At 64.3% G+C, this 25,217-nt stretch carries 22 protein-coding genes; 10 read left to right on the forward strand and 12 right to left on the reverse strand.

Annotation, left to right across the window (positions count from 1 at the left end):
• Window positions 1–260: 260 nt before the first annotated feature.
• From mfd to mscL, 4 genes are all read left to right on the forward strand, one after another.
• Window positions 261–3,728, forward strand: coding sequence for a transcription-repair coupling factor (mfd, locus tag L0U80_RS07630; protein WP_233865746.1), 3,468 nt, complete (start codon window positions 261–263; stop codon window positions 3,726–3,728).
• A 139-nt stretch (window positions 3,729–3,867) separates the two neighbouring features.
• On the forward strand, window positions 3,868–5,100 hold the full coding sequence (gene argE / locus L0U80_RS07635; RefSeq protein WP_233863355.1) for an acetylornithine deacetylase: 1,233 nt from the start codon (window positions 3,868–3,870) through the stop codon (window positions 5,098–5,100).
• A 25-nt stretch (window positions 5,101–5,125) separates the two neighbouring features.
• On the forward strand, window positions 5,126–6,136 hold the full coding sequence (locus tag L0U80_RS07640; RefSeq protein ID WP_233863356.1) for a threonine ammonia-lyase: 1,011 nt from the start codon (window positions 5,126–5,128) through the stop codon (window positions 6,134–6,136).
• Between the two features lie 166 nt (window positions 6,137–6,302).
• Entirely contained in the window at window positions 6,303–6,749 is a 447-nt protein-coding gene (gene mscL, locus L0U80_RS07645) for a large conductance mechanosensitive channel protein MscL (protein ID WP_233863357.1), read from the forward strand.
• 97 nt (window positions 6,750–6,846) lie between these two features.
• Here the strand turns inward: mscL and L0U80_RS07650 are convergent, their stop codons facing one another.
• The 3 genes from L0U80_RS07650 to L0U80_RS07660 form a co-directional block, all read right to left on the reverse strand.
• Complete coding sequence (locus tag L0U80_RS07650) at window positions 6,847–8,826, reverse strand: hybrid sensor histidine kinase/response regulator (RefSeq protein ID WP_233863358.1); 1,980 nt, start codon at window positions 8,824–8,826, stop codon at window positions 6,847–6,849.
• 65 nt (window positions 8,827–8,891) lie between these two features.
• Entirely contained in the window at window positions 8,892–9,374 is a 483-nt protein-coding gene (locus L0U80_RS07655; RefSeq protein ID WP_233863359.1) for a response regulator, read from the reverse strand.
• Window positions 9,375–9,438: 64 nt separating this feature from the next.
• A complete protein-coding gene (locus L0U80_RS07660) occupies window positions 9,439–11,052 on the reverse strand; it encodes a sensor histidine kinase (RefSeq protein ID WP_233863360.1) in 1,614 nt (537 codons plus the stop codon).
• 403 nt (window positions 11,053–11,455) lie between these two features.
• Between L0U80_RS07660 and L0U80_RS07665 the strand changes: the two genes are divergently transcribed.
• The 3 genes from L0U80_RS07665 (at window position 11,456) to L0U80_RS07675 (ending at window position 14,029) form a co-directional block, all read left to right on the forward strand.
• Complete coding sequence (locus L0U80_RS07665) at window positions 11,456–11,953, forward strand: hypothetical protein (RefSeq protein WP_233865748.1); 498 nt, start codon at window positions 11,456–11,458, stop codon at window positions 11,951–11,953.
• A gap of 478 nt (window positions 11,954–12,431) precedes the next feature.
• Window positions 12,432–13,208 (forward strand): ABC transporter ATP-binding protein, encoded by a 777-nt coding sequence (locus tag L0U80_RS07670; protein WP_233863361.1) that lies wholly within the window; start codon window positions 12,432–12,434, stop codon window positions 13,206–13,208.
• Window positions 13,205–14,029: an ABC transporter permease gene (locus L0U80_RS07675; RefSeq protein WP_233863362.1), complete on the forward strand. Its 825-nt coding sequence runs from the start codon at window positions 13,205–13,207 to the stop codon at window positions 14,027–14,029. Before L0U80_RS07670 ends, L0U80_RS07675 begins: the two co-directional genes overlap by 4 nt.
• Before the next feature lie 17 nt (window positions 14,030–14,046).
• On the opposite strand, the gene L0U80_RS07680 is transcribed toward L0U80_RS07675, so the two are convergent.
• Together L0U80_RS07680 and ligD are read right to left on the reverse strand one after the other, a co-directional pair.
• The gene (locus L0U80_RS07680) at window positions 14,047–14,607 is read right to left on the reverse strand and encodes a DUF6013 family protein (RefSeq protein WP_233863363.1); all 561 of its coding nucleotides are present in this window, start codon (window positions 14,605–14,607) and stop codon (window positions 14,047–14,049) included.
• A 318-nt stretch (window positions 14,608–14,925) separates the two neighbouring features.
• Window positions 14,926–15,978 (reverse strand): non-homologous end-joining DNA ligase, encoded by a 1,053-nt coding sequence (gene ligD / locus L0U80_RS07685; protein ID WP_373322121.1) that lies wholly within the window; start codon window positions 15,976–15,978, stop codon window positions 14,926–14,928.
• A 309-nt stretch (window positions 15,979–16,287) separates the two neighbouring features.
• Between ligD and serB the strand changes: the two genes are divergently transcribed.
• Window positions 16,288–17,127, forward strand: a complete 840-nt coding sequence (serB, locus tag L0U80_RS07690) for a phosphoserine phosphatase SerB (protein WP_233863364.1) — start codon at window positions 16,288–16,290, stop codon at window positions 17,125–17,127.
• A 167-nt stretch (window positions 17,128–17,294) separates the two neighbouring features.
• Here serB and L0U80_RS07695 read toward each other — a convergent pair whose 3' ends face one another.
• The 6 genes from L0U80_RS07695 to rimO form a co-directional block, all read right to left on the reverse strand.
• Window positions 17,295–17,681 carry a hypothetical protein gene (locus L0U80_RS07695; RefSeq protein WP_233863365.1) on the reverse strand — a complete coding sequence of 129 codons (387 nt, stop codon included), beginning with the start codon at window positions 17,679–17,681 and terminating at the stop codon, window positions 17,295–17,297.
• Window positions 17,682–18,219: 538 nt separating this feature from the next.
• Window positions 18,220–19,419 carry a cystathionine beta-lyase gene (locus tag L0U80_RS07700; protein WP_233863366.1) on the reverse strand — a complete coding sequence of 400 codons (1,200 nt, stop codon included), beginning with the start codon at window positions 19,417–19,419 and terminating at the stop codon, window positions 18,220–18,222.
• 4 nt (window positions 19,420–19,423) lie between these two features.
• Window positions 19,424–20,065, reverse strand: a complete 642-nt coding sequence (locus L0U80_RS07705) for a hypothetical protein (protein WP_373322188.1) — start codon at window positions 20,063–20,065, stop codon at window positions 19,424–19,426.
• Window positions 20,066–20,163: 98 nt separating this feature from the next.
• Window positions 20,164–21,348 carry a beta-ketothiolase BktB gene (gene bktB, locus L0U80_RS07710; RefSeq protein WP_233863368.1) on the reverse strand — a complete coding sequence of 395 codons (1,185 nt, stop codon included), beginning with the start codon at window positions 21,346–21,348 and terminating at the stop codon, window positions 20,164–20,166.
• Window positions 21,349–21,411: 63 nt separating this feature from the next.
• Window positions 21,412–22,338: a sugar kinase gene (locus L0U80_RS07715; RefSeq protein WP_233863369.1), complete on the reverse strand. Its 927-nt coding sequence runs from the start codon at window positions 22,336–22,338 to the stop codon at window positions 21,412–21,414.
• 5 nt (window positions 22,339–22,343) lie between these two features.
• Complete coding sequence (gene rimO / locus L0U80_RS07720) at window positions 22,344–23,681, reverse strand: 30S ribosomal protein S12 methylthiotransferase RimO (protein WP_233865753.1); 1,338 nt, start codon at window positions 23,679–23,681, stop codon at window positions 22,344–22,346.
• A gap of 265 nt (window positions 23,682–23,946) precedes the next feature.
• On the opposite strand from rimO, the gene L0U80_RS07725 reads away from it, so the two are divergent.
• Together L0U80_RS07725 and L0U80_RS07730 are read left to right on the forward strand one after the other, a co-directional pair.
• Window positions 23,947–24,261, forward strand: coding sequence for a transcriptional regulator (locus L0U80_RS07725; RefSeq protein WP_233863370.1), 315 nt, complete (start codon window positions 23,947–23,949; stop codon window positions 24,259–24,261).
• Entirely contained in the window at window positions 24,254–24,538 is a 285-nt protein-coding gene (locus L0U80_RS07730) for a helix-turn-helix domain-containing protein (RefSeq protein WP_124150592.1), read from the forward strand. Before L0U80_RS07725 ends, L0U80_RS07730 begins: the two co-directional genes overlap by 8 nt.
• A 38-nt stretch (window positions 24,539–24,576) precedes the next feature.
• On the opposite strand, the gene phaR is transcribed toward L0U80_RS07730, so the two are convergent.
• Window positions 24,577–25,164, reverse strand: a complete 588-nt coding sequence (gene phaR, locus L0U80_RS07735; RefSeq protein ID WP_233863371.1) for a polyhydroxyalkanoate synthesis repressor PhaR — start codon at window positions 25,162–25,164, stop codon at window positions 24,577–24,579.
• Between the last annotated feature and the right edge of the window lie 53 nt (window positions 25,165–25,217).

A 25,217-nucleotide genomic window follows, 5' to 3' on the forward strand; every position in this document is an offset into this window, starting at 1 on the left:
ACGCAGAAGCACGCGCAAGCGCGTAACGAGAAGCGCGCAAGCGCGTAACGCCGGGCCGTTTCAGCCCCTTGCCACGGCAAGGCGCGAAATGGGCCCGCATGCGCCTGAACCGCCGGACGGCCGTCGATACTGTCGCCCGGCGCGCACATGCCCGCCGGGCGGACCCGCTGGATTCGCGCCTCGACGCTGTCACCCAGGCCAGGAGCCAGGCTAATAGCCGGGCCAACACCTGGGCCACCGAGAAGGCCAACCTGTCGCCTATGTCCGATATCGCCGCTTCGTCGCAGTCTCCGTCCCCCGTCGCCGTCGTCAAGCCGGGGCAGCGCTACGCCTTCGACGGCACGCACGGTTCGTCCGATGCGTTGCTGATCGCCCGCTACCGTGAGGCGTCGCGGGCGAGCGCGCCGCTCATCGCCGTCATCTGCGCGAGCGCGGTCGACGCGCAGCGGCTCGCCCAGGAGATCCCGTTTTTCGCACCCGAGGCGCGTGTGCGCCTCCTGCCCGACTGGGAAACGCTCCCCTACGACACGTTCTCGCCGCACCAGGACCTCGTCTCCGAGCGGCTCGCGACGCTGCACGATCTGGGCGAAGGCCGCTGCGACATCCTGCTGGTTCCGGCCACGACGGCGCTTTACCGCATGCCGCCCGCCTCCTTTCTCGCGGCGTACACGTTCTCGTTTGCGCAAGGCCAGCGGCTCGACGAGGCGAAGCTCAAATCGCAACTGACGCTCGCGGGCTACGAGCACGTGAGCCAGGTCGTGCGGCCCGGCGAATACTGCGTGCGCGGCTCGCTGATCGACCTCTTCCCGATGGGCTCGCCGCTGCCGTACCGCATCGACCTGTTCGACGACCAGGTCGACTCGATCCGGGCATTCGACCCCGACAGCCAGCGCAGCCTCTATCCGGTGAAGGACGTGCGGCTCCTGCCGGGCCGCGAGTTCCCGTTCGACGAGGCCTCGCGAACGGCGTTCCGCAGCCGCTGGCGCGAGGTGTTCGAAGGCGACCCGAGCCGCGCGACGGTCTACAAGGACATCGGCAACGGCGTGCCGTCGGCGGGCATCGAGTATTACCTGCCGCTCTTCTTCGAAGAAACCGCGACGCTGTTTCACTATCTGCCCGCGGACGCCCAGCTTGTGTTCTCGGGCGACCTGGATGCCTCGATCCGCCGCTTCTCGGCCGACACGAAACAGCGCTACAACTTCCTTTCGCACGACCGCGAACGGCCGATTCTCGAGCCGCAGCGCCTCTTCCTCACCGAAGACGACTTTTTTACGTTCGCGAAGCCGTTCGCGCGCCTCGTGCTACCGGCGGCGAGCGCGGGCGGCTGGGCGAATGCACTGCCGAACCTCGCGATCGACCGCCACGCCGACGACCCGCTCGCCGCGCTGCGCGGGTATCTCGGCACGACGAAGAACCGCGTGCTGTTCGCGGTGGAGTCGGCTGGCCGCCGTGAGACGATCGCGCAACTGCTCGCGGACAACCACCTTCGGCCCGCCTCCGCGGACAGCTATGAGGACTGGCTTACGTCCGACGAGCGCTTCGTACTGGGCGTCGCGGCACTCTCGACGGGCTTCGCGCTCGCCGGTGAAGCGCTCGCCATCATCACGGAAACCGAGCTGTACGGGCCGCTTGCACGCCGCGCCGGACGCCGCCGCCAGGAACAGGCGAGCAACGTCGATTCGATGGTGCGCGATCTTTCCGAACTGAAAGTCGGCGATCCGGTCGTGCACGCACAGCACGGCATCGGCCGCTATCACGGCCTCGTGACGATGGACCTCGGCGAAGGCGACACCGAATTCCTGCACCTCGAATATGCAAGCGGCAGCAAGCTGTACGTGCCCGTGTCGCAGCTGCATGTGATCTCGCGCTACAGCGGCGCCGATCCAGACAATGCACCGCTGCACGCGCTCGGCTCGGGCCAGTGGGAAAAAGCGCGCCGCAAGGCCGCGCAACAGATCCGCGACACCGCAGCCGAATTGCTCAACCTCTACGCGCGGCGTGCCGCGCGCGAGGGCCATGCGTTCAAGCTCGATCCGCGCGACTACGTCAAGTTCGCGGAGAGCTTCGGCTTCGAGGAAACACCAGACCAGGCGGCGGCGATTGCGGCCGTCATCGGCGACATGACGAGCGGCAAGCCGATGGACCGCCTAGTGTGCGGCGACGTCGGCTTCGGCAAGACCGAAGTGGCGCTGCGCGCGGCCTTCATCGCCGTGATGGGCGGCAAGCAGGTCGCGATCCTCTCGCCTACGACGCTGCTCGCCGAGCAGCACACCCAGACCTTCACCGACCGCTTCTCCGAGTGGCCCGTGCGCATCGCCGAACTCTCGCGATTCAAGACCGGGAAGGAAGTCAACACGGCGATCGGACAGATCAACGACGGCACCGTCGACATCGTCATCGGCACGCACAAGCTGCTTTCGTCAGACGTGCAGTTCAAACGGCTCGGGCTCGTGATCATCGACGAGGAACACCGCTTCGGCGTGCGCCAGAAGGAAGCGCTGAAAGCGCTGCGTGCGGAAGTCGACGTGCTCACGCTGACCGCGACACCGATCCCGCGTACGCTCGGCATGGCGCTCGAAGGGCTGCGCGATTTTTCGGTGATTGCGACTGCGCCACAGAAACGCCTCGCCATCAAGACGTTCGTGCGCCGCGAAGAAGACAGCGTGATTCGCGAAGCAATGCTGCGCGAACTCAAGCGCGGCGGCCAGGTGTACTTCCTGCACAACGAAGTCGAGACGATCGAGAACCGCCGCGCGATGCTCGAAGCGCTCGTGCCCGAGGCGCGCATCGCGGTCGCGCACGGCCAGATGCACGAGCGCGAACTCGAAGCCGTGATGCGCGACTTCGTCGCGCAGCGCGCGAACGTGCTCCTGTGCACGACGATCATCGAGACCGGCATCGACGTGCCGACTGCGAACACGATCCTCATCCATCGCTCCGATAAATTCGGCCTCGCGCAATTGCACCAGCTGCGCGGACGCGTCGGACGCTCGCACCACCAGGCTTACGCGTACCTGCTCGTGCACGATCCGCAGGGCCTCACGAAGCAGGCACAGCGCCGCCTCGAAGCGATTCAGCAGATGGAGGAACTCGGTTCGGGTTTCTATCTCGCGATGCACGACCTCGAAATCCGCGGTACGGGCGAAGTGCTCGGCGACAAGCAGTCGGGCGAGATTCAGGAAATCGGCTTCCAGCTCTACTCGGACATGCTCACCGACGCGGTGAGGGCGCTCAAGGAAGGCCGCGAGCCCGATCTGAACGCACCGCTCGCCGCGACCACGGAGATCAACCTGCACGCGCCCGCGATCCTGCCCGCCGACTATTGCGGCGACGTCCAGGAACGCCTGTCGCTCTACAAGCGGCTGGCGAACTGCGAGCACGACGACTCCATCGACGGCATCCAGGAAGAGCTGATCGACCGCTTCGGCAAGATGCCGCCGCAAGCGCACGCGCTCATCGAGACGCACCGGCTACGGCTCGCGGCGAAGCCGCTCGGGATCACGAAGATCGACGCGGGCGAAGCCGTGATCGGCCTGCAGTTCGTGCCTAATCCGCCCGTCGATGGCATGCGCATCATCGAGATGGTGCAAAAGCACAAGCACATCAAGCTCGCCGGGCAGGACAAGCTGCGCATCGAAACGCGCAGCCCGGACCTCGCGGTGCGCGTGGCGACGGTCAAGGAAACGCTGCGTGCGCTCGGCGCGCCCGCGCGGGCGGCGGCACGTTAAAGGGCGCGTCAGCCGGCGCATGACGGAGTGACTTGCAGCGGTGCGTCGCGCGTGCCGCTGCAAGTCGCGTTCCGAAGCGCACAAGCTTCCACCATCCTTTTTAGGTAATATTGGGATATTGGAACGCTGGAGTCATGTTATGGCCGTCGACGCTGAATCGGCGCAATCCACACAGTCGCGCGCTTCCTCCTCCGCGCCTCCCATCTCGCTTCCCTGGGTCACGCGGCTCGTGTCGATGGACACAGTGAGCCGCAATCCCAATCTCGGCCTCATCGAAACAGTCCGCGACTATCTGCGCACGCGCGGCATCGAATCGGTACTCACCCACAGCCCCGAAGGCAAATGGGCCAACCTGTTCGCGACGCTGCCCGCGCACGACGGATCGACGAACGGCGGCATCGTCCTCTCGGGTCACACGGACGTCGTCCCCGTCGACGGCCAGAAGTGGGACAGCGATCCGTTCAGCCCGGAAATCCGCGACGGCCTGCTCTATGGCCGCGGCACCTGCGACATGAAAGGGTTCATCGGCGCCACACTCGCACTCGTGCCGGAGATGCAGCAAGCGAAGCTCGCGAAGCCGCTCCACCTCGCGCTTTCATTCGACGAAGAAATCGGCTGTGCGGGCGCACCGCTCATGATCGAGGAACTCATGAAGCGGGGCGTGAAGCCGGAAGGCTGTATCGTCGGCGAGCCGACCAGCATGCGGCCCATCGTCGCCCACAAGGGCGTCAACGCGTACCAGTGCTGCGTGCGCGGACACGCAGCGCACTCCTCGCTCACGCCGCGCGGCCTCAATGCGATCGAATACGCGGCGCGGCTCATCTGCCATATCCGCGATCTCGCCGACCAGTTCCGCGCCCAAGGCCCCTTCGACGACCGCTACGACGTGCCGTTCACGACCGCACAAACGAGCCTGATCGACGGCGGCAACGCGATCAACACCGTGCCCGCCCAGTGCCGCTTCACCTTCGAATTCCGCAACCTGCCGACGCTCGATCCCGATGCGATCTTCGCGCGCGTCGAGCAGTACGCGCGCGAGACGCTGCTGCCGAAGATGCAGCGCGAGCACGCGTCGGCGGCCATCGAGTTCTCGAAGATCGCCGCAGCGCCGGGCCTCGATGCGAGCGAGCAGGCCGCGATCACGCAACTCGTGCGCGCGCTCACTGCCGACCGCGCGCAACGCAAGGTGGCCTACGGCACGGAGGCGGGGCTGTTCGCGCGCGCGGGGATTCCGAGCATCGTGTGCGGTCCCGGCGACATCGAACAGGCGCACAAGCCGAACGAATTCGTTTCCCTCGACCAGCTTGCCGCGTGTGAAGGATTCCTGCGCAAGCTCGTCCACGCGCAGTCCGTCGAAGCGCAGTCGCAATAGCGCGACAACGAGGCACGCGAGCGCCATGTCCAACGGCACGCCAACACCGACCGGCCACACGATCGACGGCGAAGCGATCCCGACACTCGACGACATCGCCTCGCAGCACTTCACGCTCACGCCGTGGGTGCTGCGCACACCGGTGTTCGACCGCCACGACCTGCCCTCGTTTGAAGACACGCTCGTCAACTTCAAGTTCGAGCTGCTGCAGGCGAGCGGCAGCTTCAAGGTGCGCGGCGCGTTCACGCATTTGCTCGCGCTCGACGCCGCGGAGCGCCGCGCGGGTGTCACGTGCGTCTCGGGCGGCAATCATGCGATTGCGGTGTCGTATGCTGCGATGCGCCTTGGCATCAGCGCGAAGGTCGTGCTCTTTCGCACGGCGAGCGCGGCGCGTGTCGAACAGTGCCGGCGCTTCGGCGCCGAAATCGTCGTGGCGGGGAGCAGCAGCGAAGCGTTCGACATCGTCAGGCGCGTAGAAGCCGAGGAAGGCCGCTATTTCGTGCATCCGTTCAACGGCTATCGCACGGTGCTCGGCACGTCGACGCTCGGCTACGAGTGGGCGACCCAGGCGAATGACCTCGATGCCGTGATCCTGCCGATTGGCGGCGGCGGCCTCGCTGCGGGCGTCTCGCTCGCGCTGCGGCTCGCCGATCCGCGCGTGCACATCTACGGCGTCGAGCCCGAATCCGCAGACGTGATGAGCCGCAGCTTCGCCGCCAACCATACGGTGCACATCAGTCGCATGCATTCGATCGCGGACTCGCTGATGGCACCGCACTCCGAGCAATACAGCTACGAGCTGTGCCGACGGCATATCGATCGCATCGTCACCGTCAGCGACGACGACTTGCGCGCCGCAATGCGCGTGCTGTTCGATCAGCTGAAGCTGGCTGTCGAGCCCGCGTGCGCTGCGGCCACGGCAGGCCTGCTCGGGCCACTGCGCGACGTCGTGCAGGGCAAGCGCGTCGGCGTCCTGCTGTGCGGGACCAACACCGACCCCGCAACGTTCAGCGAACATCTGGCGCGCGCAAGCTAACGCGGATTGCGCAACGCGAGCGCGCCGTGTCCCTACTGCGGCTCGATCGCACGCGCAAGCAGCAACATGCCAGGGACTGTCAAATAGCTACCACGTCGGGAATGCGTTCGCTATCATTGCGCCATCCCATTGTTGTGTTCTGCCCCTTCACCCGGAGAGTTTGTCCATGAGCATGATCCAGGAATTCAAGGAATTCGCCGTCAAAGGCAACGTGATGGACCTCGCAGTCGGCGTGATCATCGGCGGGGCTTTTTCGACTATCGTGAACTCGGTGGTGAAGGACCTCATCATGCCCGTCATCGGCGCGATCACGGGCGGCCTGGACTTCTCGAACATGTTCGTCCGGCTCGGCCACGTTCCCGCGACTTACAAGGGCAATCCCGATTCGTACAAGGATCTGCAGACGGCAGGGGTAGCCGTATTCGGATACGGCTCGTTCCTCACGGCGGTGATCAATTTCATCATCCTCGCGTTCATCATTTTTCTGATGGTGAAGTTCATCAACAAGCTGCGCAAGCCGGACGAAGCGCCCGCAGCCGAACCGGCTCCGACGCCCGAAGACGTCGTGCTGCTGCGCGAAATCCGTGACTCGTTGAAAAACAATCCACGCTGAAGCGGTCTTTCCACCGCTACGACAAAGCCCGCGCCGGCGTACTGCCTCGCGGGTTTTTTCTTGCATATTGTTGCCCGCGCCACAGTCCGCCGCGGACTCAGGATTCGTGATGCCCCGCCACGTGGGCAGCATTCATCCGCTCGATCAGCCGTTCGAGCTGCTCGAAATTGACCGGCTTCGTGAGGTGCGCCGTGAAACCCGCATCGAGGCAGCGTCGCACATCTTCGTCGGTGCCGAAGCCGGTGAGCGCGATCGCGGGCGCGTCCGAGTCCTTTCGAAAGGCATGGATGAAGTCGACGCCGGTGCCGTCGGGCAGGCCCACGTCGCTCAGCACGAGATCGAAATGCGTACGACCCGTATACGCGAGCGCATCGGCCACGCTCCCCGCCACGGCCACCTCGTGCCCCAGTCCGCGGATCAGTTGCGACATCACCTCGGCCGTGTCCTCATGATCTTCGATCAAGAGGACGTTGAGCACGCCCGCCTGCTGCGGCCCTGCCTGTAGCGCTGGCGCGGCCGATTCCGGTTTCGCCATCGCGGTCGGCAGCACGATCGTGAACGTCGCGCCGCAATGCGCGCCGGGACTCTTCGCCACCACGGTACCGCCATGCGCCTCCGTGAGCGCCTTCGTCACCGCGAGTCCGAGCCCGAGGCCGCCGAACTGCCGCGTCATGTTGTGACTGCCCTGCTCGAACGCGTGGAAGAGCTTGCCGATCTGCTCCGGCGCGATGCCGATCCCCGTGTCCTCGACCTCGATCTGGACATGCATGCGTTCGTCGCGCGTGCGCACGTAGATGTGACCGCCGTCCGGCGTGAACTTCGCCGCATTGCGCACCAGATTCCAGAACATCTGCTGCAGCCTCGCCCGGTCGCCGCGCACGAAATGGTGCTGCGCGCGCAGATCGACATGCACGTCCTGCTGTTTGACCTGGATCTCGCTGTGGAAAAGCTCCAGCACGGCATCGATCGCTTCGTGCACGTTGACGGTCTCGAGCGCGAGGCTCAGCTTGCCGTTCGCCACGCGCGTGAGGTCGAGCAGGTCGTCGATCAGGCGCGCTTCGAGTTCGATATTGCGACGAATCATGAGCATGCCCGCGCGCACGGCCCCCGGCAGATCGGGGAGCTGCTCGATGAGCCGCGTGCCGGCCAGTACCGGCGTGAGTGGCGTGCGCAGTTCGTGCGAGAGCATCGCTAGGAAGCGGTCCTTCGCGCGGTTGGCCTCTTCCGCGATCTGGCGGGCCGCCTGCTCGGATTCGAGCAGACGCTCACGCTCCTCGGCAGACTCGCGCTGTGCGTGCACATCGGTGCAACTGCCGAACCATTTGTTCACACCGCCGCGCGGATTGCGCATCGCGACAATACGCATGTCGAACCAGCGATACGCACCATCGTGCCGGCGAATGCGCAGTTCGTGGCGATAGTCGGTGGCGCCGCTGCTAACGTCCTTGAGCCAGGTTCCGCGGATCTCCTCGCGATCGTCGGGATGCACGGCATCGAGCCAGGCGAAGCCATGCGAATGTTGCGCATCGAGCCCGGTGTAGTCGAACCACTGCTTCGAGAGAAAATCGCAGTTGCCATCGGCGCGGCACGTGAGCACGAGGTGGGGCAACGCCTCGGAGAGCGTCCGGTAGTGTTCCTCACGATCGCGCAACAACAACGATTCGTCCGAAGCGCGCTGCAGCAAAACCTGGGCGAGCACGCGCGCGACCGCCTCCGGCAGATAGTCGAGATAGTCGCCGGATTTCGGCACGACGTCCGAGACGCCCGCGCGCAGCGCCGCGATGACGCGCGATTCGTCGGTGAAGCCCGTCACGAGAATCGCCGGCACACGCACATCCTCGTCACGCAGGCGGCGGAAAAAGTCGAGGCCGGTTTCCGCGCCGTCGAGCTGATAGTCGAGCACGAGCACGTCAGGCGTATGCAAGGTAAGCAGCGCGCGCGCTTCCCCAACGCTCGCGCAGGTGTCCACGCGCGCGCCGGCGCGTGCGAGCGATTTGCGTGCGAGCCGCAGGATGCCCTCGTCGTCGTCGACGACAAGGACGTGCGCTGCCGCCAACAGGTTTCGTTCGTCGTTCATGCGCGTGACATGCCTCCTGGCAGGGGTGTGCGCAACGGGATCATCGGCTCGTGGGCAAGGTGGCTTTACGGACGCGCCAGTCGATGCCCCGGCGGCAGTTTGACGACCTGCAGGAAAAAGCCGAGCCGCCGCACGGCTTCGATGAAAGCGCCATATTCGACAGGCTTCGTGATGTACACATTACAGCCGAGTTCGTAACAGCGTTCGATTTCGCGCGGATCGTCGGTCGTTGTCAGCACGATGACCGGTACCGCCGCCGTGAGCGGATCGGCTTTCAGGCGCCGCAGCACTTCGAAGCCGTCGACACGCGGCATGCGCAGGTCCAGCAGCACGACGAAGTTCGCAAGGTCTTCGCGCGACGGGACGTCGGGCGCAACGCTCGAATCGGCGCCGGGCGATCCGAAGAAATAATCGAGCGCCTGCTGCCCGTCCGAAAAGCGCACGAAGCCGTTGGAAATGCCCGAGCGCCGCAGGTTGCGCTGGACCAGCGTCGCGTGACCGTCATCGTCTTCTATCAGTACGATGCTGACCCGTTCCCCGTCTGTCATGTCTGCTCTCCAAGGGACCACGGCATTCGATGACGCACGCGGCGCGCACGCCGTTTCCTTTCGCTCATGCGGTACGTAAGGGCTGAGTGGGCAGCGCGACGAAGAACGTCGAACCCACGCCCTCCGCCGATTCAACCCAAATCCGGCCGCCGTGCCGCTCCGCAATGCGGCGCGCCAGCGCGAGGCCAATGCCCTCCCCGCCGGATTCGCTGCCATGCAGCCGCTGGAACGCACTAAAGAGCTTCGGCAGGTAAGCCGCCGGAATGCCGGTTCCATTGTCTCGCACATAGTAGGTCCGCGTGCTCGCGTCCAAACCCGGCGCAACGCTTGATTCCGCCCCCTCGGCGGCGTCGAGCGCGCCGATCGCGACGCGCCCCGGCCGCGCCGGGTCGAGATGGCGCATCGCGTTGTCGATCAGATTGCCGAAAATCTGTTCGAGCGCGGCCGGGTCGCCCCACGCGGGCGGCAGTTCCCCCACGTCGATACGTGCGCCATCCGGCAGCGCGCGGGCGGCCGTTAGTGCGCGCTCGACAATCCGTCCCATGTTCACGCGCTGCCAGTGATATTCGAGGCGGCCCGCGCGCGAAATGCGCAACAGCGCGTCGATGATCGCCGCGGCGCGCGCCACGGCCTGGCGCAAGAATTGCAGCGACTCCTTAACATCGCCATCGAGCAGTTCGACCATCCGGCGATGCTCTTCCGCCGGCAGTCCGGCCGAATCGATCTGCGAACGCACGTCGTCACACGAGATCTGCAGCTCCTTCGAAAAACCTTGCAGATTGACGAGCGGCGAGCGTAAATCGTGCGAGACGCTGTAGATAAACATTTCAGTGTCCTGGGTCTCCTGACGCAGATGTTCGTTGGCACCAGCGAGATCGGCCGCACGCGCCTCGAGCTGCAGCTTCAGCGCCGCTTGCTCGCGATCGGCGTGGCGCAACCGCGTGCTGGTTTGATGCAGCACGGCATCGAGCGCCGCGATTTCGTCACCGCCCGAGAGCGCCGGCGCGAGCTTCACACCGTCGGCGAGGCGCAGGGCATTGTCACGAAGCGCGCCGAGCCGCACGCCGACGTTACGTGCGAACACGACGGCAGTCACGCCCCATATCAGCATCGAGCCCAGCACAGCGACGATCAGCGCGTAATGCTGATGCGCGCGCGTCATGCTCGACGACACGCTGCGCATCTCGTCGAGCCGGGTTTCTTCGTCGATGAACTCGGCAAGCTCGCTGCGCACGGTCTCGATCTCGGGCGGCAACGCCACACTGATCTGACGCGCCCACGCGATGCTGCGGCCCGCGCGCAGCGCGTCGGCGACATCACCCGCCTGTGCGCGCCACGCATACGCAGCCGCGCGCATGTGATCGACGCGTTTGAGTTGCGCCGGATTGTCGGCGACCATGCTGGAGAGCAGCGCGATGCGATCGGCAAACTCGGTCCAGACCGCGTGCCGGTCGATGAAAGTGGGGTCTTCGAGCACGATGCCCGTTCGTACGCGGGCCGCTTCGCGCAGGAGCGGATCGACGAGACTCGACGCCTGCCAGAGAATCTGCTTGCTGTTTTGTGCACTGCGTGCAGCACCTGCCGCCGCCGCTTGCGTATCGAACACGACCCCGAGCAGCGCCAGTTCGATGGCGCTTGGAATCGCGATCAGCAACAGCCCCTTGGCGAACAGTTTCATGGCGTTTTTGGCGCGTTTCAGGCTGACGGGCGGTCTGTGCAGCGCAGCGCGCGCTGCCTGCCACGCGGTGCGGAGCAAGCGCGGGCACTAGAAGCGGATCATTATCAGCGCGAAATAATTGGATGGCAACGGATGAGGCGAGCGTCCGGTGGCGAGCAGAAAAGCCCGCTTTTTTACGACTGTTCCGCCCACTGCCTGCGCGTGCAGGTCTATTATTGAGACGCGGAGACAGTAAAGACAGCGGAAAAGAGCGCCGGGATACCTACATGAGCGCGGCGAGCGGTCCGGCATGGCGATTGCGGGACGCAATGAGGGTTTGTGTGGCGTCTGAATCCTCGTGAATCCTGCAGAACCCTATGCTATAAAGGATCGACGTGCGGCGCGCAAAACCGGGAGTGGTCGCATGGGACAGCTGCGTTATTTGCAATCCTTTTTCAGGCGAATTTTTATGTCCTTCCCGAAAAAGCGTAAACGCATCAAGGCGGACGGCGACGAGTCCTTTCTCACCGTGCTCAGCCACTTCAAACCCTTCAGTCAACTCGACACCAAGATTGCGCGCGCCCGCGCGCAAGACGAGCCTGTCCTTTACGCGCATGTCCTGCCGGGACTCGATGTCCTGCTTTGCAGCGTGCGCGGCGCGCAACCGCCCTATCCCTGCACCACCGAACTGAGGCGGCGCTGCATCGAGTCCATCGCGCATGCGCTCGAACAGCCCATCGAAGGGCTGGAGAACGGCGGCTACTGGTATGAAGCGGACGGTTTCGGATTCCTTGTGTTCGCGAGCCGGGCGCGTGGCCGGATCCTTCCGGAATTCGGCGCATCGCGACCCACTGTGAGTTCGAGGCGCATCACGCGCCGCCAGGACGCGGCCGGCGACGCCGCTCCGCGATCGCTGCGCTAAGCGCGCTGACGCGCCGCCGGCGCGTCAGCGTTCCTTGTAGAGTCTCGATGACAGTGCCTGCGGCACGGCGAACTTGCCGGTGTTGCAGCTTCGCAATCGCGTCTGTGCGACCAGCCGACGATTGCTTGTCGCTCGCACGCCCGCTCATTCAAATAGCCCTCGGCCGGGAATAACCACCCGAAGGCTCGCCGCCCCGCTTGTTCACCCACTGCCCCGCGCTGTTCCACTCGTAGTTCGCGCCGATAGCCGCAAATGTCATATCTGCGACGACGACAATCCGCACAAGCCATGCGAAGATCCGGGCAGGTACGCGGCCGATGCCTCAAAACCACGAGTTGCCGTGACGTGACATGATGCACACCCGGTGACCTCCCCCGTGCTTTTCGCCCACTCTGAAAGTGGCCGGCCGGCCGTCATGTGCATACGTTAGCCATCACGCTGAATCACGAGACGACGCGGTTTTGTCTGCATTCATTCGATGAACAATCCGATTTTTTCGAGCCAAAACGAAGCTAGCCACGCGGCAAATGGCGTGCCGATCGTGGAAACCAGCCAGATTACGCGGCGCGATCCACAACGCGGCCTAACGCTGCTGCAGCCCACGGACTTCGCGCTGCGCCCAGGCGAACGCGCCGCGCTAACTGGCCCATCGGGTTCAGGAAAGAGCGTCTTCCTGCGTGCAGTTGCGCTGCTCGATCCACTCGACGGCGGCTCGATCCGATGGAACGGCCATGCCGTCCCCCGCACGGGCATCCCGCGTTTTCGCCGCCATGTGGCGTATCTGAGGCAGCGCCCCGCGCTACTCGACGGCACCGTGGAGGACAACCTGCGCTATCCGTATTCACTCGCGGTCTATCGCGGCGAACAGTTCAATCCCGTGCGTGTAGAGACACTCCTCGCCGCCGCGGGCCGCGCGGAGGACTTTCTCACGCGCCCCGCGTCCGAACTTTCGGGCGGGGAAGCGCAGATCGTCGCGCTCGTGCGCGTGCTGCAACTCGATCCCGAAGTCCTCCTGCTCGACGAGCCCACCGCCTCGCTCGACCCCGACTCGGCGCGCGCCGTCGAGACGATAGTGACCGCCTGGTTCGAGTCTGATCCGTCGAGGCGCGCGACGATATGGGTGTCGCACGATCGCGCACAGGCCGCGCGAGTCGGAAACCGGAGACTCGCGATGGACGCAGGCGCCCTCGTCGATGAAACCGGTGCGGCGCACCCGGCCACCTTTGCCTCCCCCGTTACCGGAACCGCGCGATGAATCCCGTTCTCCAGAACCTCGGCCTCGGTGATGTCGCTATCGCGGCGTTGCTCGTGTTCGTCAACGGCGCTGTGTCGGTGCTGCTCAAGCTCGATCTCGAACGCAAGCTCGCCTGGGCGGCCACGCGCACGGTCGTCCAGTTGCTCGCGATCGGTTACGTGCTCGGCTGGGTCTTTGAGTACAACCGCTGGTACGTCGTGCTGCCGCTCATGGTGCTCATGACGCTGATCGCAGGCATCGCCGGTTCGCAGCGCGGCGCACACGTGTACACGGGCCAACGCGCCGACAGCATCCTGTCGATCTGGGTCAGCGCGTGGCTCGTCGCTGCGGTGGGCCTCTTCGTCGTGATCCGCATCCGGCCGTGGTACCAGCCGCAGTATGCGATCCCGATTCTCGGCATGATCCTCGGCAACACCTTGACGGGCGTGTCGCTCGGCGTCGAGCGCATGACCCAGGAACTGACCGCGCGGCGCGACCGCGTGGACACTGCGCTCGCCCTCGGCGCGACGCGCTGGGAGGCCGCCCAGGCGCCCGCGCGCGACGCCGTTCGCGCCGGCATGATACCGACGCTCAACCAGATGGCCGTCGTTGGCGTGGTGAGTTTGCCCGGCATGATGACGGGCCAGGTGCTCGCGGGGGAGTCACCGCTGCAGGCGGTGCGCTATCAGATCGTGATCATGTTTCTGATCGCGGCGTCGTCAGCACTAGGGACGGTTGGTGCGGTGCTGCTCGCCTACCGGCGCGTCTTTTCGGCCGAGCATCGCTTTCTTGCGTCGCGGCTCATCGAACGCGAGGCGTTCGCAAAAAAACGCATCGCGTAGCACGCGCGCCGGCCTTGTTAGCGCTGCGCGGAGATCGTGAGCTGGGTGCCGTCGCTTAGCGTGATCATCTTTGGCGTGCCGTTGGTCGCCATCGAGAAGTGAACGATCTGGCTATACGACTTGACGTCGGGACACTTGAGCGTCTTCTCGCCGCTCGTCACGCTGCGCGTGCCGTGCGGTGTCTGTGCCCGGAAGTTCAACTGGACGTTCGCGGTGCCGTGCTCGTCGACAACTGGCGTGAGGCGCACTTGTGTCTGACGAACCATTGCACCGTTGGCATCAAGCGGAAGCGTGGCGAGGTCAGGGCAGCCTTCCGGCGCGGGTACGGCGCCACCGGGCGGCGTAGTGCGCCAGGTGAAGTCGTCGGTGTCGCCCGAGCGCAGCGTGCGCGTCTCCGATGCATTGCCGAACTGCTTCGACGTGACCTTGACCGTGTAGTGGATCGGCCCGTCGGTAGCGGCTTTGGATGTGACCTTGATCGGCGTGGCCGCGAGCGCCGGCAGCGCAATCGCGCACGATGCGGCGAGGGCAACACGGACAAAAGCCGCGCGAGCGCGGCGGGAGCGGCGGCAATGCATGCGTCACCTCCTGAGGGGCGCTGCCGCGCGTCGCAATTCCGGGCGACACGCGCAGTACGAGGCGGATCGTGGCGAATGATCCGTTCCTGAAGTCTAGCGCGCCACGCGAAGGCGTGCGCCGAGCGTATGCAACTCACGGACCAGGTTTTATCCCGCTTGTCACGCCGCGAATTCTGCTGGCGACGATCCGGCGAGCCCCGCCGGACGCCGGAACCTCAGCGCACGCGCCATGCAAACTTGCCGATTGAGTGATTGGGACGTCCGGCCTCGTCGACGCCTAGGCCCACTTGCGAACGCCCCACCCGCCAGGGCTCCACGCTACCTGCCACGCTCTTCGAGCCCGATCGTCAGTTCCGCCGTCACCTTCTGTTTCACGTGTCCGTATCCAGCCCACGGATCGGCCGCCTCAACCGCCGCAAGGCGCTCGTCGATGTTGTGCAACGTCCACTGTGCACCGCCGGTCGTTTCTGCGAGTTCGTCCCAGCTAATCGGCACCGACACGCCCATCCCGGGCCGAGCCCGCACCCCGTATGCCACGACTGTGCTCGCACCACGCGCGTTGCGCAGGTAATCGACGAAAATTCTCTTCTTGCGATGCTCGGGGCCCATCGTCGCCGTGATCCATGTCGGCGAATCCCAGGCGAGACGCTGCGCGACCGCGCGCGCAAACGCCTTCACGTCGTCCCAACCCGCCTCCGGTGTGAGCGGCGCGACGATATGCAGTCCTTTGCCGCCACTCGTCTTGCAGAACGCCTCCAGGCCCAGTTCGCGCAGTAGTGCGCGCGTCAAAGTGGCGGCCTCGATCATGCAGTCCCAGCCGAGCGCCGGATCAGGGTCGAGGTCGAATACCACGCGGTCGGGCCGCTCGATTTCGGCGACGCACGCGTTCCACGTATGCAGTTCGATGGTGTCCATCTGGGCGGCACCGACGAGCGCCACCTCTGAATCGATCGTGAGCAGCGGCGGATGACCGGGATCGAGTCCTTCGTACTGCGTGAGTCCCGGGATCGGCGCACGCGCAGCATGACGCTGGAAAAACATCTCGCCCGCAAGGCCATGCGGTGCACGCACGAGCGAAACGGGCCGGTCAAGCAAATGTGGCAGCAGCCAGCGCGATGCACGCTCGTAATAACGGACGAGGTCGATCTTGCGGATACCGCTCGCCACATCGATGACGCGTCGCGCGCTAGTGATCTGAACACCCGCGACGTCGGCGTCGGCCGGGGTATCGGGGACATGTCGACCGGCGCGCGTGGTGCGCTGCACGAACACGGCCTGCGTTGCCGGCGCGACCGCGTCCTGAACCTGCCCACGCGCGCCGCGCGGTGTTCGGGCTCGTGTCGTCTGTTGGGATCTGCGAGCGTCCTGCATACCGGTTCCCCTTGCGCGCATCGGCGCACGTGACGCGTCGCACGACGCGAACGGTTGACGGCACGCGACGGTCGTCCCCGTCGGACCACCGCGCAAGCTTTCATTATGAAACGAATGAGCGCGCAAGTCGGCGAAAGGTGCGCGAAGGGCCGGATCGTCAGACTGGTCGTCGTAAATCGCGTGCCGCCGCCAGACCTGAACCGCCTTGTGTCGATGAACCGTCCGCGGTCCGGACGGGATCGGCGAGCAGTTACAATGTCACGATTTGCCGCGCCCTCGTCCGTTTTTCGCCCGATTTTCGTCCACGTCATGAATCTCGTCATACAGAGTCTTGCCCCGCTGCCCGTCGCCCACCACAAGCCGCTTCTCGCGCTCGCACGCGGCAGCAGCCTCACGCCGATTGACGATTGCTCGATCCGCATCGAGAACGCTGTTCCCGCACAACGCGCGGATCTCGACGTCTATTGCGGCACGCATCAGCTCGATTACGCGTTTATCGGAGCAGGTCGCGCACTCGCGGACTTCGGCCTCGTCGCGATGGACATGGACTCGACGCTCATCACGATCGAGTGCATCGACGAGATCGCCGACTTCTGCGGGCTGAAGGCCGAAGTCGCGGCGATCACCGAAGCGTCGATGCGCGGCGAGATCAAGGACTTCAACGAGAGCCTGACGCGCCGCGTGGCGCTGCTCAAGGGGCTCGACGCGAGCGCGCTGGAACGCGTCTACGAGGAGCGGCTGCAACTGTCGCCGGGCGCGACGCAGATGCTCGCCGGTGCGAAGGCCACTGGGCTGAAGACGCTGCTCGTCTCGGGCGGCTTCACGTTCTTCACGGAGCGCCTCAAGGCGCGGCTCGGCCTCGACTACACGCGAGCAAACACGCTCGAGATCGTCGACGGGAAGCTGACAGGCCGCGTGATCGGCGAGATCGTTAACGCCGACGTTAAAGCACGCACGCTCGTCGAAACCTGCGCGGAACTCGGCATTGAACCGCGCCGTGCAATTGCGATGGGCGACGGTTCGAACGATCTGAAGATGATGGCTGAAGCGGGTTTGTCGGTGGCTTTCCGTGCGAAACCCGTCGTGCGCGAGGCAGCAAGCGTGGCGTTCAACTACGTCGGGCTCGACGGATTGTTGCGACTCTTCTGATCGTCGCTCCCCCCGCCTGATTCACACGGCCGTTGCGTATGTGAAGCGCAGCGGTCGTACAGCAATACGCAATTGCGGTTGCTCATCAGATCTGAGTGACGGCGCCGGGGTTATCCAACCGTTCCGATACCCACCAGAACCATTAGTTGCCGGGCTCGATCCTCGCATCAGAAATACACGGTCAGCGATGACAGCGTATAGGGCTGCGCCAAGGGATAGGGCTGCGAGGAATAGTCCACGCTGTTGTTGGTTAGAGCGGGCGAAACGGTTGTCGACCGATCAGGTTCGTTAAGTGAAGGCAAGCCGAATGCTTGTCGCTCACTGTCGTCCACGAGCCATTCCTCCAGTGACGTATCACCAAGGGTCAGATACGGGGTATCCGCAAGCGATATTTTTTGCCCGTAGCGTTTTCTGAGCTGTGCAAGCACGAATTTGCCAAGTATCAGCGTGCACTGTTCCTCGATTTTCATTTTCTGCTCGCGGGCTATTGCCCACTCCCGTTCAAGTACGAACATCCGGGCGTTAATCTGAGGCAGTGAAAATTCGTTATCCATAGTGAACTAACATGGCACACGGCCCGGCGAGAAAATCGGGACGACGATCTGGCAGACGTCTCGCCACGCGCATACAAGACACTTCGTAATTAAGGCCCCCGGGATAAACGATGCAGCTTCGCCGTCTTTTTCGCGGGGAACTGAGGGAGATCATGACAGCATGAGGCGATCGATTGAGACTCCCACCCCGACAGGGTGACGGGAAGTCCGCATGAGACTCTATACGATAGCTGACAGCGGCCGAAGCGAAATTACACGTCTAGTCCATGCAGGACAAATCTTGCTTGATTATCTAAAAATAAGATAAGCGGTGGAAACTGATATTCATCGAATTATCAATTCCCATTTAACAGATTAGATTGACTGATTTGACCGGCTTGCGCAGACCGCCCTGCGGAAATCGATCATCGGCGCTGCGATGCCGCCGAAAAGATGGCACAACTACGAAGCGTTCGATGAGGCGCCGGGCTCTGCGAATGGAAACCTCGTTGCGACGGGCGGTTGTCCCCGTCGCCGTCGCATTCACGTTCTCAGTGTCTCAGACCGACTTTCCGTGACAGGCCCGCTCCAACGCTTGTTCGAGGTCGGCGCGCAGGTCGGCCTCGTCTTCGAGCCCCACGTAAAAACGCACCAGCGTGCCGCGATGCGGCCAGTGCGAGGCCGTGCGCATCGACCCGATGTGGTACGGCATCACGAGACTATGCGCCCCGCCCCAGCTCCAGCCGATCGAAAACAGTTCGAGCGCTTCGCAGAAGGCGTCGACCTGCTCGTGGCTGTATCGATCGTCGAAGACCACCGAAAAGAGACCGCCCGCGCCGGTGAAATCGCGCTTGAATGATTCGTGGCCCGGACAGTCGGAGAACGCGGGATGCAACATGGCCGCAATCTCGCCGCGCGTCTTGAGCCAGCTCGCCAATGCGAATGCACTGCGATCGTGCGCCTCAAAACGGGCCTTCATGCTCGGCAGCGCGCGTAGCACGAGCGAACAGTCGTCCGACGAAACGCCGATGCCAAGGCGCATGCGCGCCTGCTTGAGTTTCAGGTGCAGTTCGCGATCGGTCGTGATCGCCGCGCCCATCAGCACATCGCTGCCGCCCGACTGATACTTCGTGAGCGCCTGCACCGAGATGTCGATGCCATGCTCGAACGGCTTGAACGCAAGCCCCGCCGAATACGTGTTGTCGATCGCCGTGACCACGTTGCGCGCGCGAGCCGCGGCCGTGATGGCGCGCACGTCGGGGACTTCCATCGTCACCGAGCCCGGTGCTTCCAGCCAGATCAGCTTCGTGTTGGGCCGGATCAGGTCTGCGATGCCGGCCCCGATCAGCGGATCGTAGTAGCGCGTCGTGATGCCGAAATCGCGGGCGAGCCAATCGCCGAGTTCCCGATTCGGCGAGTAGACGTTATCGGGAATTAGTACGTCGTCGCCTGCCTTCAGGATTCCGAAGTAGACATTCGAGATCGCAGATAGCCCGGACGGCTGCAAGAGCGCGTACTCGCCGCCCTCGATGGCCGCGAGGCGCTGGGTCAGCATCGCCGAGGTCGGCGTCGCGTGCAGGCCGTAGCGCCACTGTGCGTCGTTGCGCCAGTCGAGCGAGCGCAGCGTCGCGAGATCGGGGAACACCACCGTCGAGGCGCGCGTGATGGGCGCCGCGAACGATTCGAAACCCGGCGTGATCTCGCCCTCCGGGTGGACGATGCGCGTCTGCAGCGCGCGGCTGGAGTCGTTTTTCTTCATCGCGTTATTCGCCGGTCCTGAGATTGCTGACGCCGCCCACCGGCTGGCCGCCCTTGACCGCCGGCGTCGCCGATGGAGGCCCGCCGGCAGGCACCGGCTCCGCTTGCTCAGCCTTCGTAGCAGCCCTGGGCGCAGCCACAGACGCGGCCGGCACCGGCAGCCCGGCCGCGATCGGCTTCAGATTGAAGGCTACAGGGTCGGAGTCGTCCACTTCCATCCGGTCGCCGGACAGCGAGCCGTCGTCGGCGAACGTGCCGACCCAGTTGCCCGTGATATGCGTGCCGTCGCTCGACTCCTCGGCCTCGAGCGTGCTGCCCGCGCGGTCGCCCGCGATCAGGATCACTTCGCCCGTGTCGGTGAACTGATACTCGCCGTGGACGCCGGTCGGATCGTCCGACTTCGCTGCGAGGCGCATCACGATCTGGCGTTCGCCGAGCATGCCGACATAGCGCGGAAACTGCGCGAACTCGGGGCTCGGTTTGAGCGGCAATTCAGGCGCGGGCGGCGCGGCGAGCGCTTTCACAGGATCGACAGCGCCCTGTGCGAAGGCCGCCGACGAGAGCGCAATCTGTAGCGCAAACACCGCTGCAGCGAACGCGGACGCGCGCACCGGGCGCACCGGGCGCACCGGGCGCACCGGACGCATCACGCCGCGCGGCGCGGCGACTTGTTGCTTCGAGGTCGTTACTTCCATCCGATTCCTTCCTTCAAGTACACCGCGCGACAATCCGCCATTCCAACGCATCAGATGCGTTCGAACACAGCGGCAATACCCTGTCCGCCGCCAATACACATCGTCACGAGCGCGTAGCGGCCGCCGATCCGATGCAGTTCATAAAGCGCCTTCACGGTGATCAGCGCGCCGGTTGCGCCGATCGGATGGCCGAGCGATATGCCCGAGCCGTTCGGGTTGACCTTGGCGGGATCGAGCCCGAGTTCCTGCGAGACGGCGCAGGCCTGCGCTGCGAACGCTTCATTCGCCTCGATGACGTCGAGATCGGCGGCTGTGATGCCCGCGCGCTCCAGCGCCTTCTGCGTGGCCGGTACCGGGCCGATGCCCATGTACGCCGGATCGACGCCCGCATGCGCGTACGCCACGAGACGCGCGAGCGGCTTCGCACCGCGCGCGCGGGCCGCTTCGCCGCTCATCAGCAGGACCGCGGCGGCGGCGTCGTTGATGCCGGAGGCGTTACCCGCCGTCACCGTGCCGTTTTCCTTCGCGAACACGGGCTTGAGCTTCGTAAAGTCTTCGAGCGTGGCATCGGTGCGGACGTGCTCGTCAGTGTCGAACACGACTTCGCCCTTCTTCGACTTGAGCGCGATCGGCAGGATCTGGTCCTTGAAGCGACCTTCGGCGATCGCCTTCGCCGCGCGGCGATGCGATTCGAGCGCAAGCGCGTCTTGTGCCTCGCGAGTGATACCGAACTTCTTCGCGACATTTTCCGCCGTCACACCCATGTGGATCGACTGGAACGGGTCGTGAAGCGCGCCGACCATCATGTCGATGAGCGGAGCGTCGCCCATGCGCTGGCCAAAACGCGCGGCCGGCACCGTATAGGGCGCGCGGCTCATGCTTTCGGCACCGCCGCCGATGGCGATATCCGCATCGCCGAGCAGGATCGTCTGCGCCGCCGACACGATCGCCTGCAGACCCGAGCCGCACAGGCGGTTCACGGTCAATGCGGGCGTGTGCTGCGCGACACCACCGTTCAGCGCCGCGACGCGCGCGAGATACATATCCTTCGGCTCGGTGTGGATGACATTGCCGAACACCACATGACCGACCGCGTCACCCTCCACGTTTGCCCGCGTGAGCACCTCGCGCACGACGCGGGCACCGAGGTCGGTCGGCGCGAAATCCTTCAGACTGCCGCCGAAATCGCCAATTGCAGTACGAACTCCGCTCACCACCACTACGTCTCGTTGCATCGCTTGCTCCTCGTCTATCTGAGTGGAATTTCGTTATTCTGCTTGCGCGACGGTGCCAGGCATTCAGGTGACCAGCGCCCTCTCGACGACCTCGCGGCGTGGAATCGGCGCGACCGCGCCGTAACCTTGCGTCGAGAGCGCGGCCGCCGCGTTCGCGTAGCGGGCCGCCGCGAAGGGATCGTCGCCCGACACGAGCCGCGCGATAAACGCCCCCCCGAAACAGTCACCCGCGCCCGTCGCATCGACAGCCGCGACGACACGGCCCGGCACCATGCGGCGTTCGCTCTGCGTCGCCACATAGGCGCCTTCTTTGCCGAGTTTAAGCGCAACGACCTGCGGCCCCCGCGCCAACAGCCAGTCGACGATCGCGTCGCGATCGTCGAGGCCGGTCAGTACCGCGACATCGTCCCAACTCGGCAGGCAGATATCGGTCGCACGCAGCACTTCGATCATCACGGCCCTGGCGCGAGAAAGCGGCCAGAGCTTCAGCCGCAGGTTCGTGTCGAAGCTGATTTTGCCGCCATTCGCACGCACACGATCGACGGCTGCGAACGCTGCATCGCAGGCGCTCGTGCTGATCGCCACGCTGATGCCCGACAGATGCAGCACGCGCGCCGCAGCGAGCGCGTCGAGCGGCAAATCGCGCGGCGCGTACCGGCTTGCTGCCGACCCGGCCCGCAGGTAGTCGAATGCATGCCCTTCTGGGCCATGCGATACGAAATAGACGCCGGTCGGCGCGTTCGCATCGATTCGAACATTGGTCGTATCGACGCCTTCATGCGCCCACAGATCGAGCAGCAGGCGCCCGAACTGATCGTCGCCGACGGCCGAGACAAAACCCGTGCTCACACCCTGGCGCGCGGCGGCAATGCAGAAGTTGGAGGTATCGCCGCCAAAGCCTTGCAGGTACTCGGGCTTGCCCTTCGACGCCTGGTTGAACTCGACCATCGCCTCGCCGAACGCCAGAACCTGCGGTGCGCCTGCGCTCATACGGCTCAGACCTCGCCCCACAGATCGTGGCCGTCCGCGCCGGTGATCTTCACCGACACGAAATCGCCGACCTTGTAGCGCTTCGACGCCTTCGTCGAAGGCGCAACGTAGACGACGCCATCGATCTCGGGCGCATCGGCCGCGGTGCGGCCGATGCCGCCGTCGGCGTTGATTTCGTCGATCAGCACCTTGAGCGTCTTGCCGACCTTGCGCTGGATGCGCTTCGCCGACACGGCCTCGGCGACTTCCATGAAGCGCGAACGGCGCTCCTCGCGCACTTCGTCCGGCAGTGCGCCGTCGAGTTCGTTGGCGCTCGCGCCCTCGACCGGCGAATACGCGAAACAGCCCACGCGATCGAGTTCTGCTTCGCGAATGAAGTCGAGCAGCGTCTCGAACTGCTCTTCCGTCTCTCCGGGGAAGCCCGCGATGAACGTGCTGCGAATCGTGAGGTCTGGGCACATCGCGCGCCAGGCCTGCACGCGCTCGAGCACTTTCTCGGCGTTCGCCGGGCGCTTCATGCGCTTGAGCACTTCGGGGTGCGCGTGCTGGAACGGCACGTCCAGATACGGCAGCAGGTGACCCTTGTACGGGCCTTCCGCCATCATCGGAATGACTTCGTCCACGCTGGGATACGGATACACGTAATGCAGGCGCACCCATGCGCCGTACTGTGCGGCCAGCTCGCCGAGTGCACCGACGAGTTCGGTCATGCGCGTCTTCAGCGGACGGCCGTTCCAGAAGCCGGTGCGGTACTTGACGTCAACACCGTAGGCGCTCGTGTCCTGCGAAATGACGAGCAACTCCTTCACGCCCGACTTGAAGAGATTTTCGGCTTCGAGCATCACTTCGGCGACGGGACGCGAAACGAGATCGCCGCGCATCGACGGAATGATGCAGAACGAGCAGCGATGGTTGCAGCCTTCCGAAATCTTCAGATAAGCGTAATGGCGGGGCGTGAGCTTCACGCCTGCGGGCGGCACGAGATCGACGAAGGGATCGTGCGGCTTGGGCAGATGCGTATGCACGACCTGCATGACTTCGCCAACCGCGTGCGGGCCGGTGACAGCCAGCACTTTCGGATGCACATCGGCGATGAGGTTGGTACCGCTCGCGCTCTGCTTCGCGCCGAGACAACCCGTGACAATCACCTTCCCGTTTTCGTTGAGCGCCTCGCCGATTGCGTCGAGGCTTTCCTGCACGGCTTCGTCGATGAAGCCGCACGTGTTGACCACGACCAGGTCGGCGCCATCGTAGCTACCCGAGATTTCGTAACCCTCTGCGCGCAACTGGGTAATGATCTGCTCGGAGTCCACGAGGGCCTTCGGGCAGCCGAGGGAAACCATCCCGACACGCGGTGCGGGATTCTGGGAGGTCGTTGATTCAACAGGGTTTTTCACGTGTACGTCCGGATGTGGGGCGCAGGGCGGAACCGCGCCGCGCGAGATCAAGCCAATCCGCCATTTTAACCGTATGTCATATGGAGCGCCGATGCTTTGCCGGGTAGCCTCGGAGAAGTCGGGCCGGATGAGGGGCGCGCCGTGCGTCCTTCTTGTTCGTGCTCACTTTTCCAATATACGGCAAAGCCGTATAATCACTCACGATTCGTTCATGCTTACAGTCATCGAAACGGAAACGTTTCAACGCTATGCCGCCGATATCTGGAGCAACAGCGAACGCGAGGCGTTCATCACATGGCTCGCCGATCACCCGCTCGCCGGCGATGTGATCCCGGGCACTGGCGGACTTCGCAAGGTGCGCTGGAGACGTTTCGGGTTCGGCAAGCGCGGCGGCACGCGCGTGATCTACTACAACATGCTGGGTCAGGGCTGTATCTGGCTGCTGATCGTCTACGCGAAGGCGAAATTCGATAACCTGCCGGCGGCATTCCTCAACCGGCTCCGCGAAGAGGTGGAATATGGATAAGGAAATGGAGCAATTCCAGGCGGACCTGCTCAAATCCGTCGGAGAGATGAAGACGGGACGCGCTGCGCGCGTCACACGTGTCGAACCCACGGCTGCCGCGCTCGCGCGTGCGAAAGTGGGCCTTTCCCAAAGCGCGTTTGCCGCACTTCTGGGCGTGTCGACGCGTACGCTGCAAGACTGGGAGCAAGGGCGACGCCAGCCGACCGGTGCCGCGCAGACACTGCTGCGCGTCGCAGCGCTCCATCCCGAAGCGCTGCGCGACCTGAAGACAGTCTGACCGGCATCTCTGTCTGCCGGCCACTGCCACCCTCGGTTTTACTTCTTCTCGTCCTCGCTGCTCTCGGGCGCACTTTGCGCCGGAGCAGCCGGCTTGAACGGGAAACTGCTGAACATCGACTTCGCCTGGTTCTGCATCTGCTCCTGCATCTGCACGAACATGTTTTTCGACTGCTCGATGTAGCTCGTCATCATGCCTTGCATCATCGGCGCCTGCATATTCATAAACTGCGACCAGACTTCCGGGTTCATCGCGTTGCCTTCGTAGAGGCTCTTCGACTGATCAGCGAGCTTGTTCTGGATATCGATGAATGCCTGGATGTTCTTTTCCAGGTAAGTGCCCATCATGCCCTGCATCGCATGACCGTAGAACCGGATGATTTGCGACAGCATCGACGACGAGAACATCGGCAGACCGCCGCTCTCCTCTTCCAGGATGATCTGCAACAGAATGCTGCGCGTCAGATCTTCGTTGGTCTTCGCGTCAATGACCTTGAACTCCTCCTGATCGAGCACGAGTTGCTTCACGTCGCTCAACGTGATGTACGTGCTCGTCTCCGTGTCGTACAACCGACGGTTCGGATATTTCTTGATCAGTCGTTCGGCGGTTTTCTTTGTAGTCGTCATATGTCGCCCTTGTTCGCCCGTCACGCCCCTCGCGCGCGGAACTTGCCCGGTAG

Source organism: Paraburkholderia adhaesiva (assembly GCF_021390575.1).
GTDB classification, from domain to species: Bacteria; Pseudomonadota; Gammaproteobacteria; order Burkholderiales; family Burkholderiaceae; genus Paraburkholderia; species Paraburkholderia adhaesiva.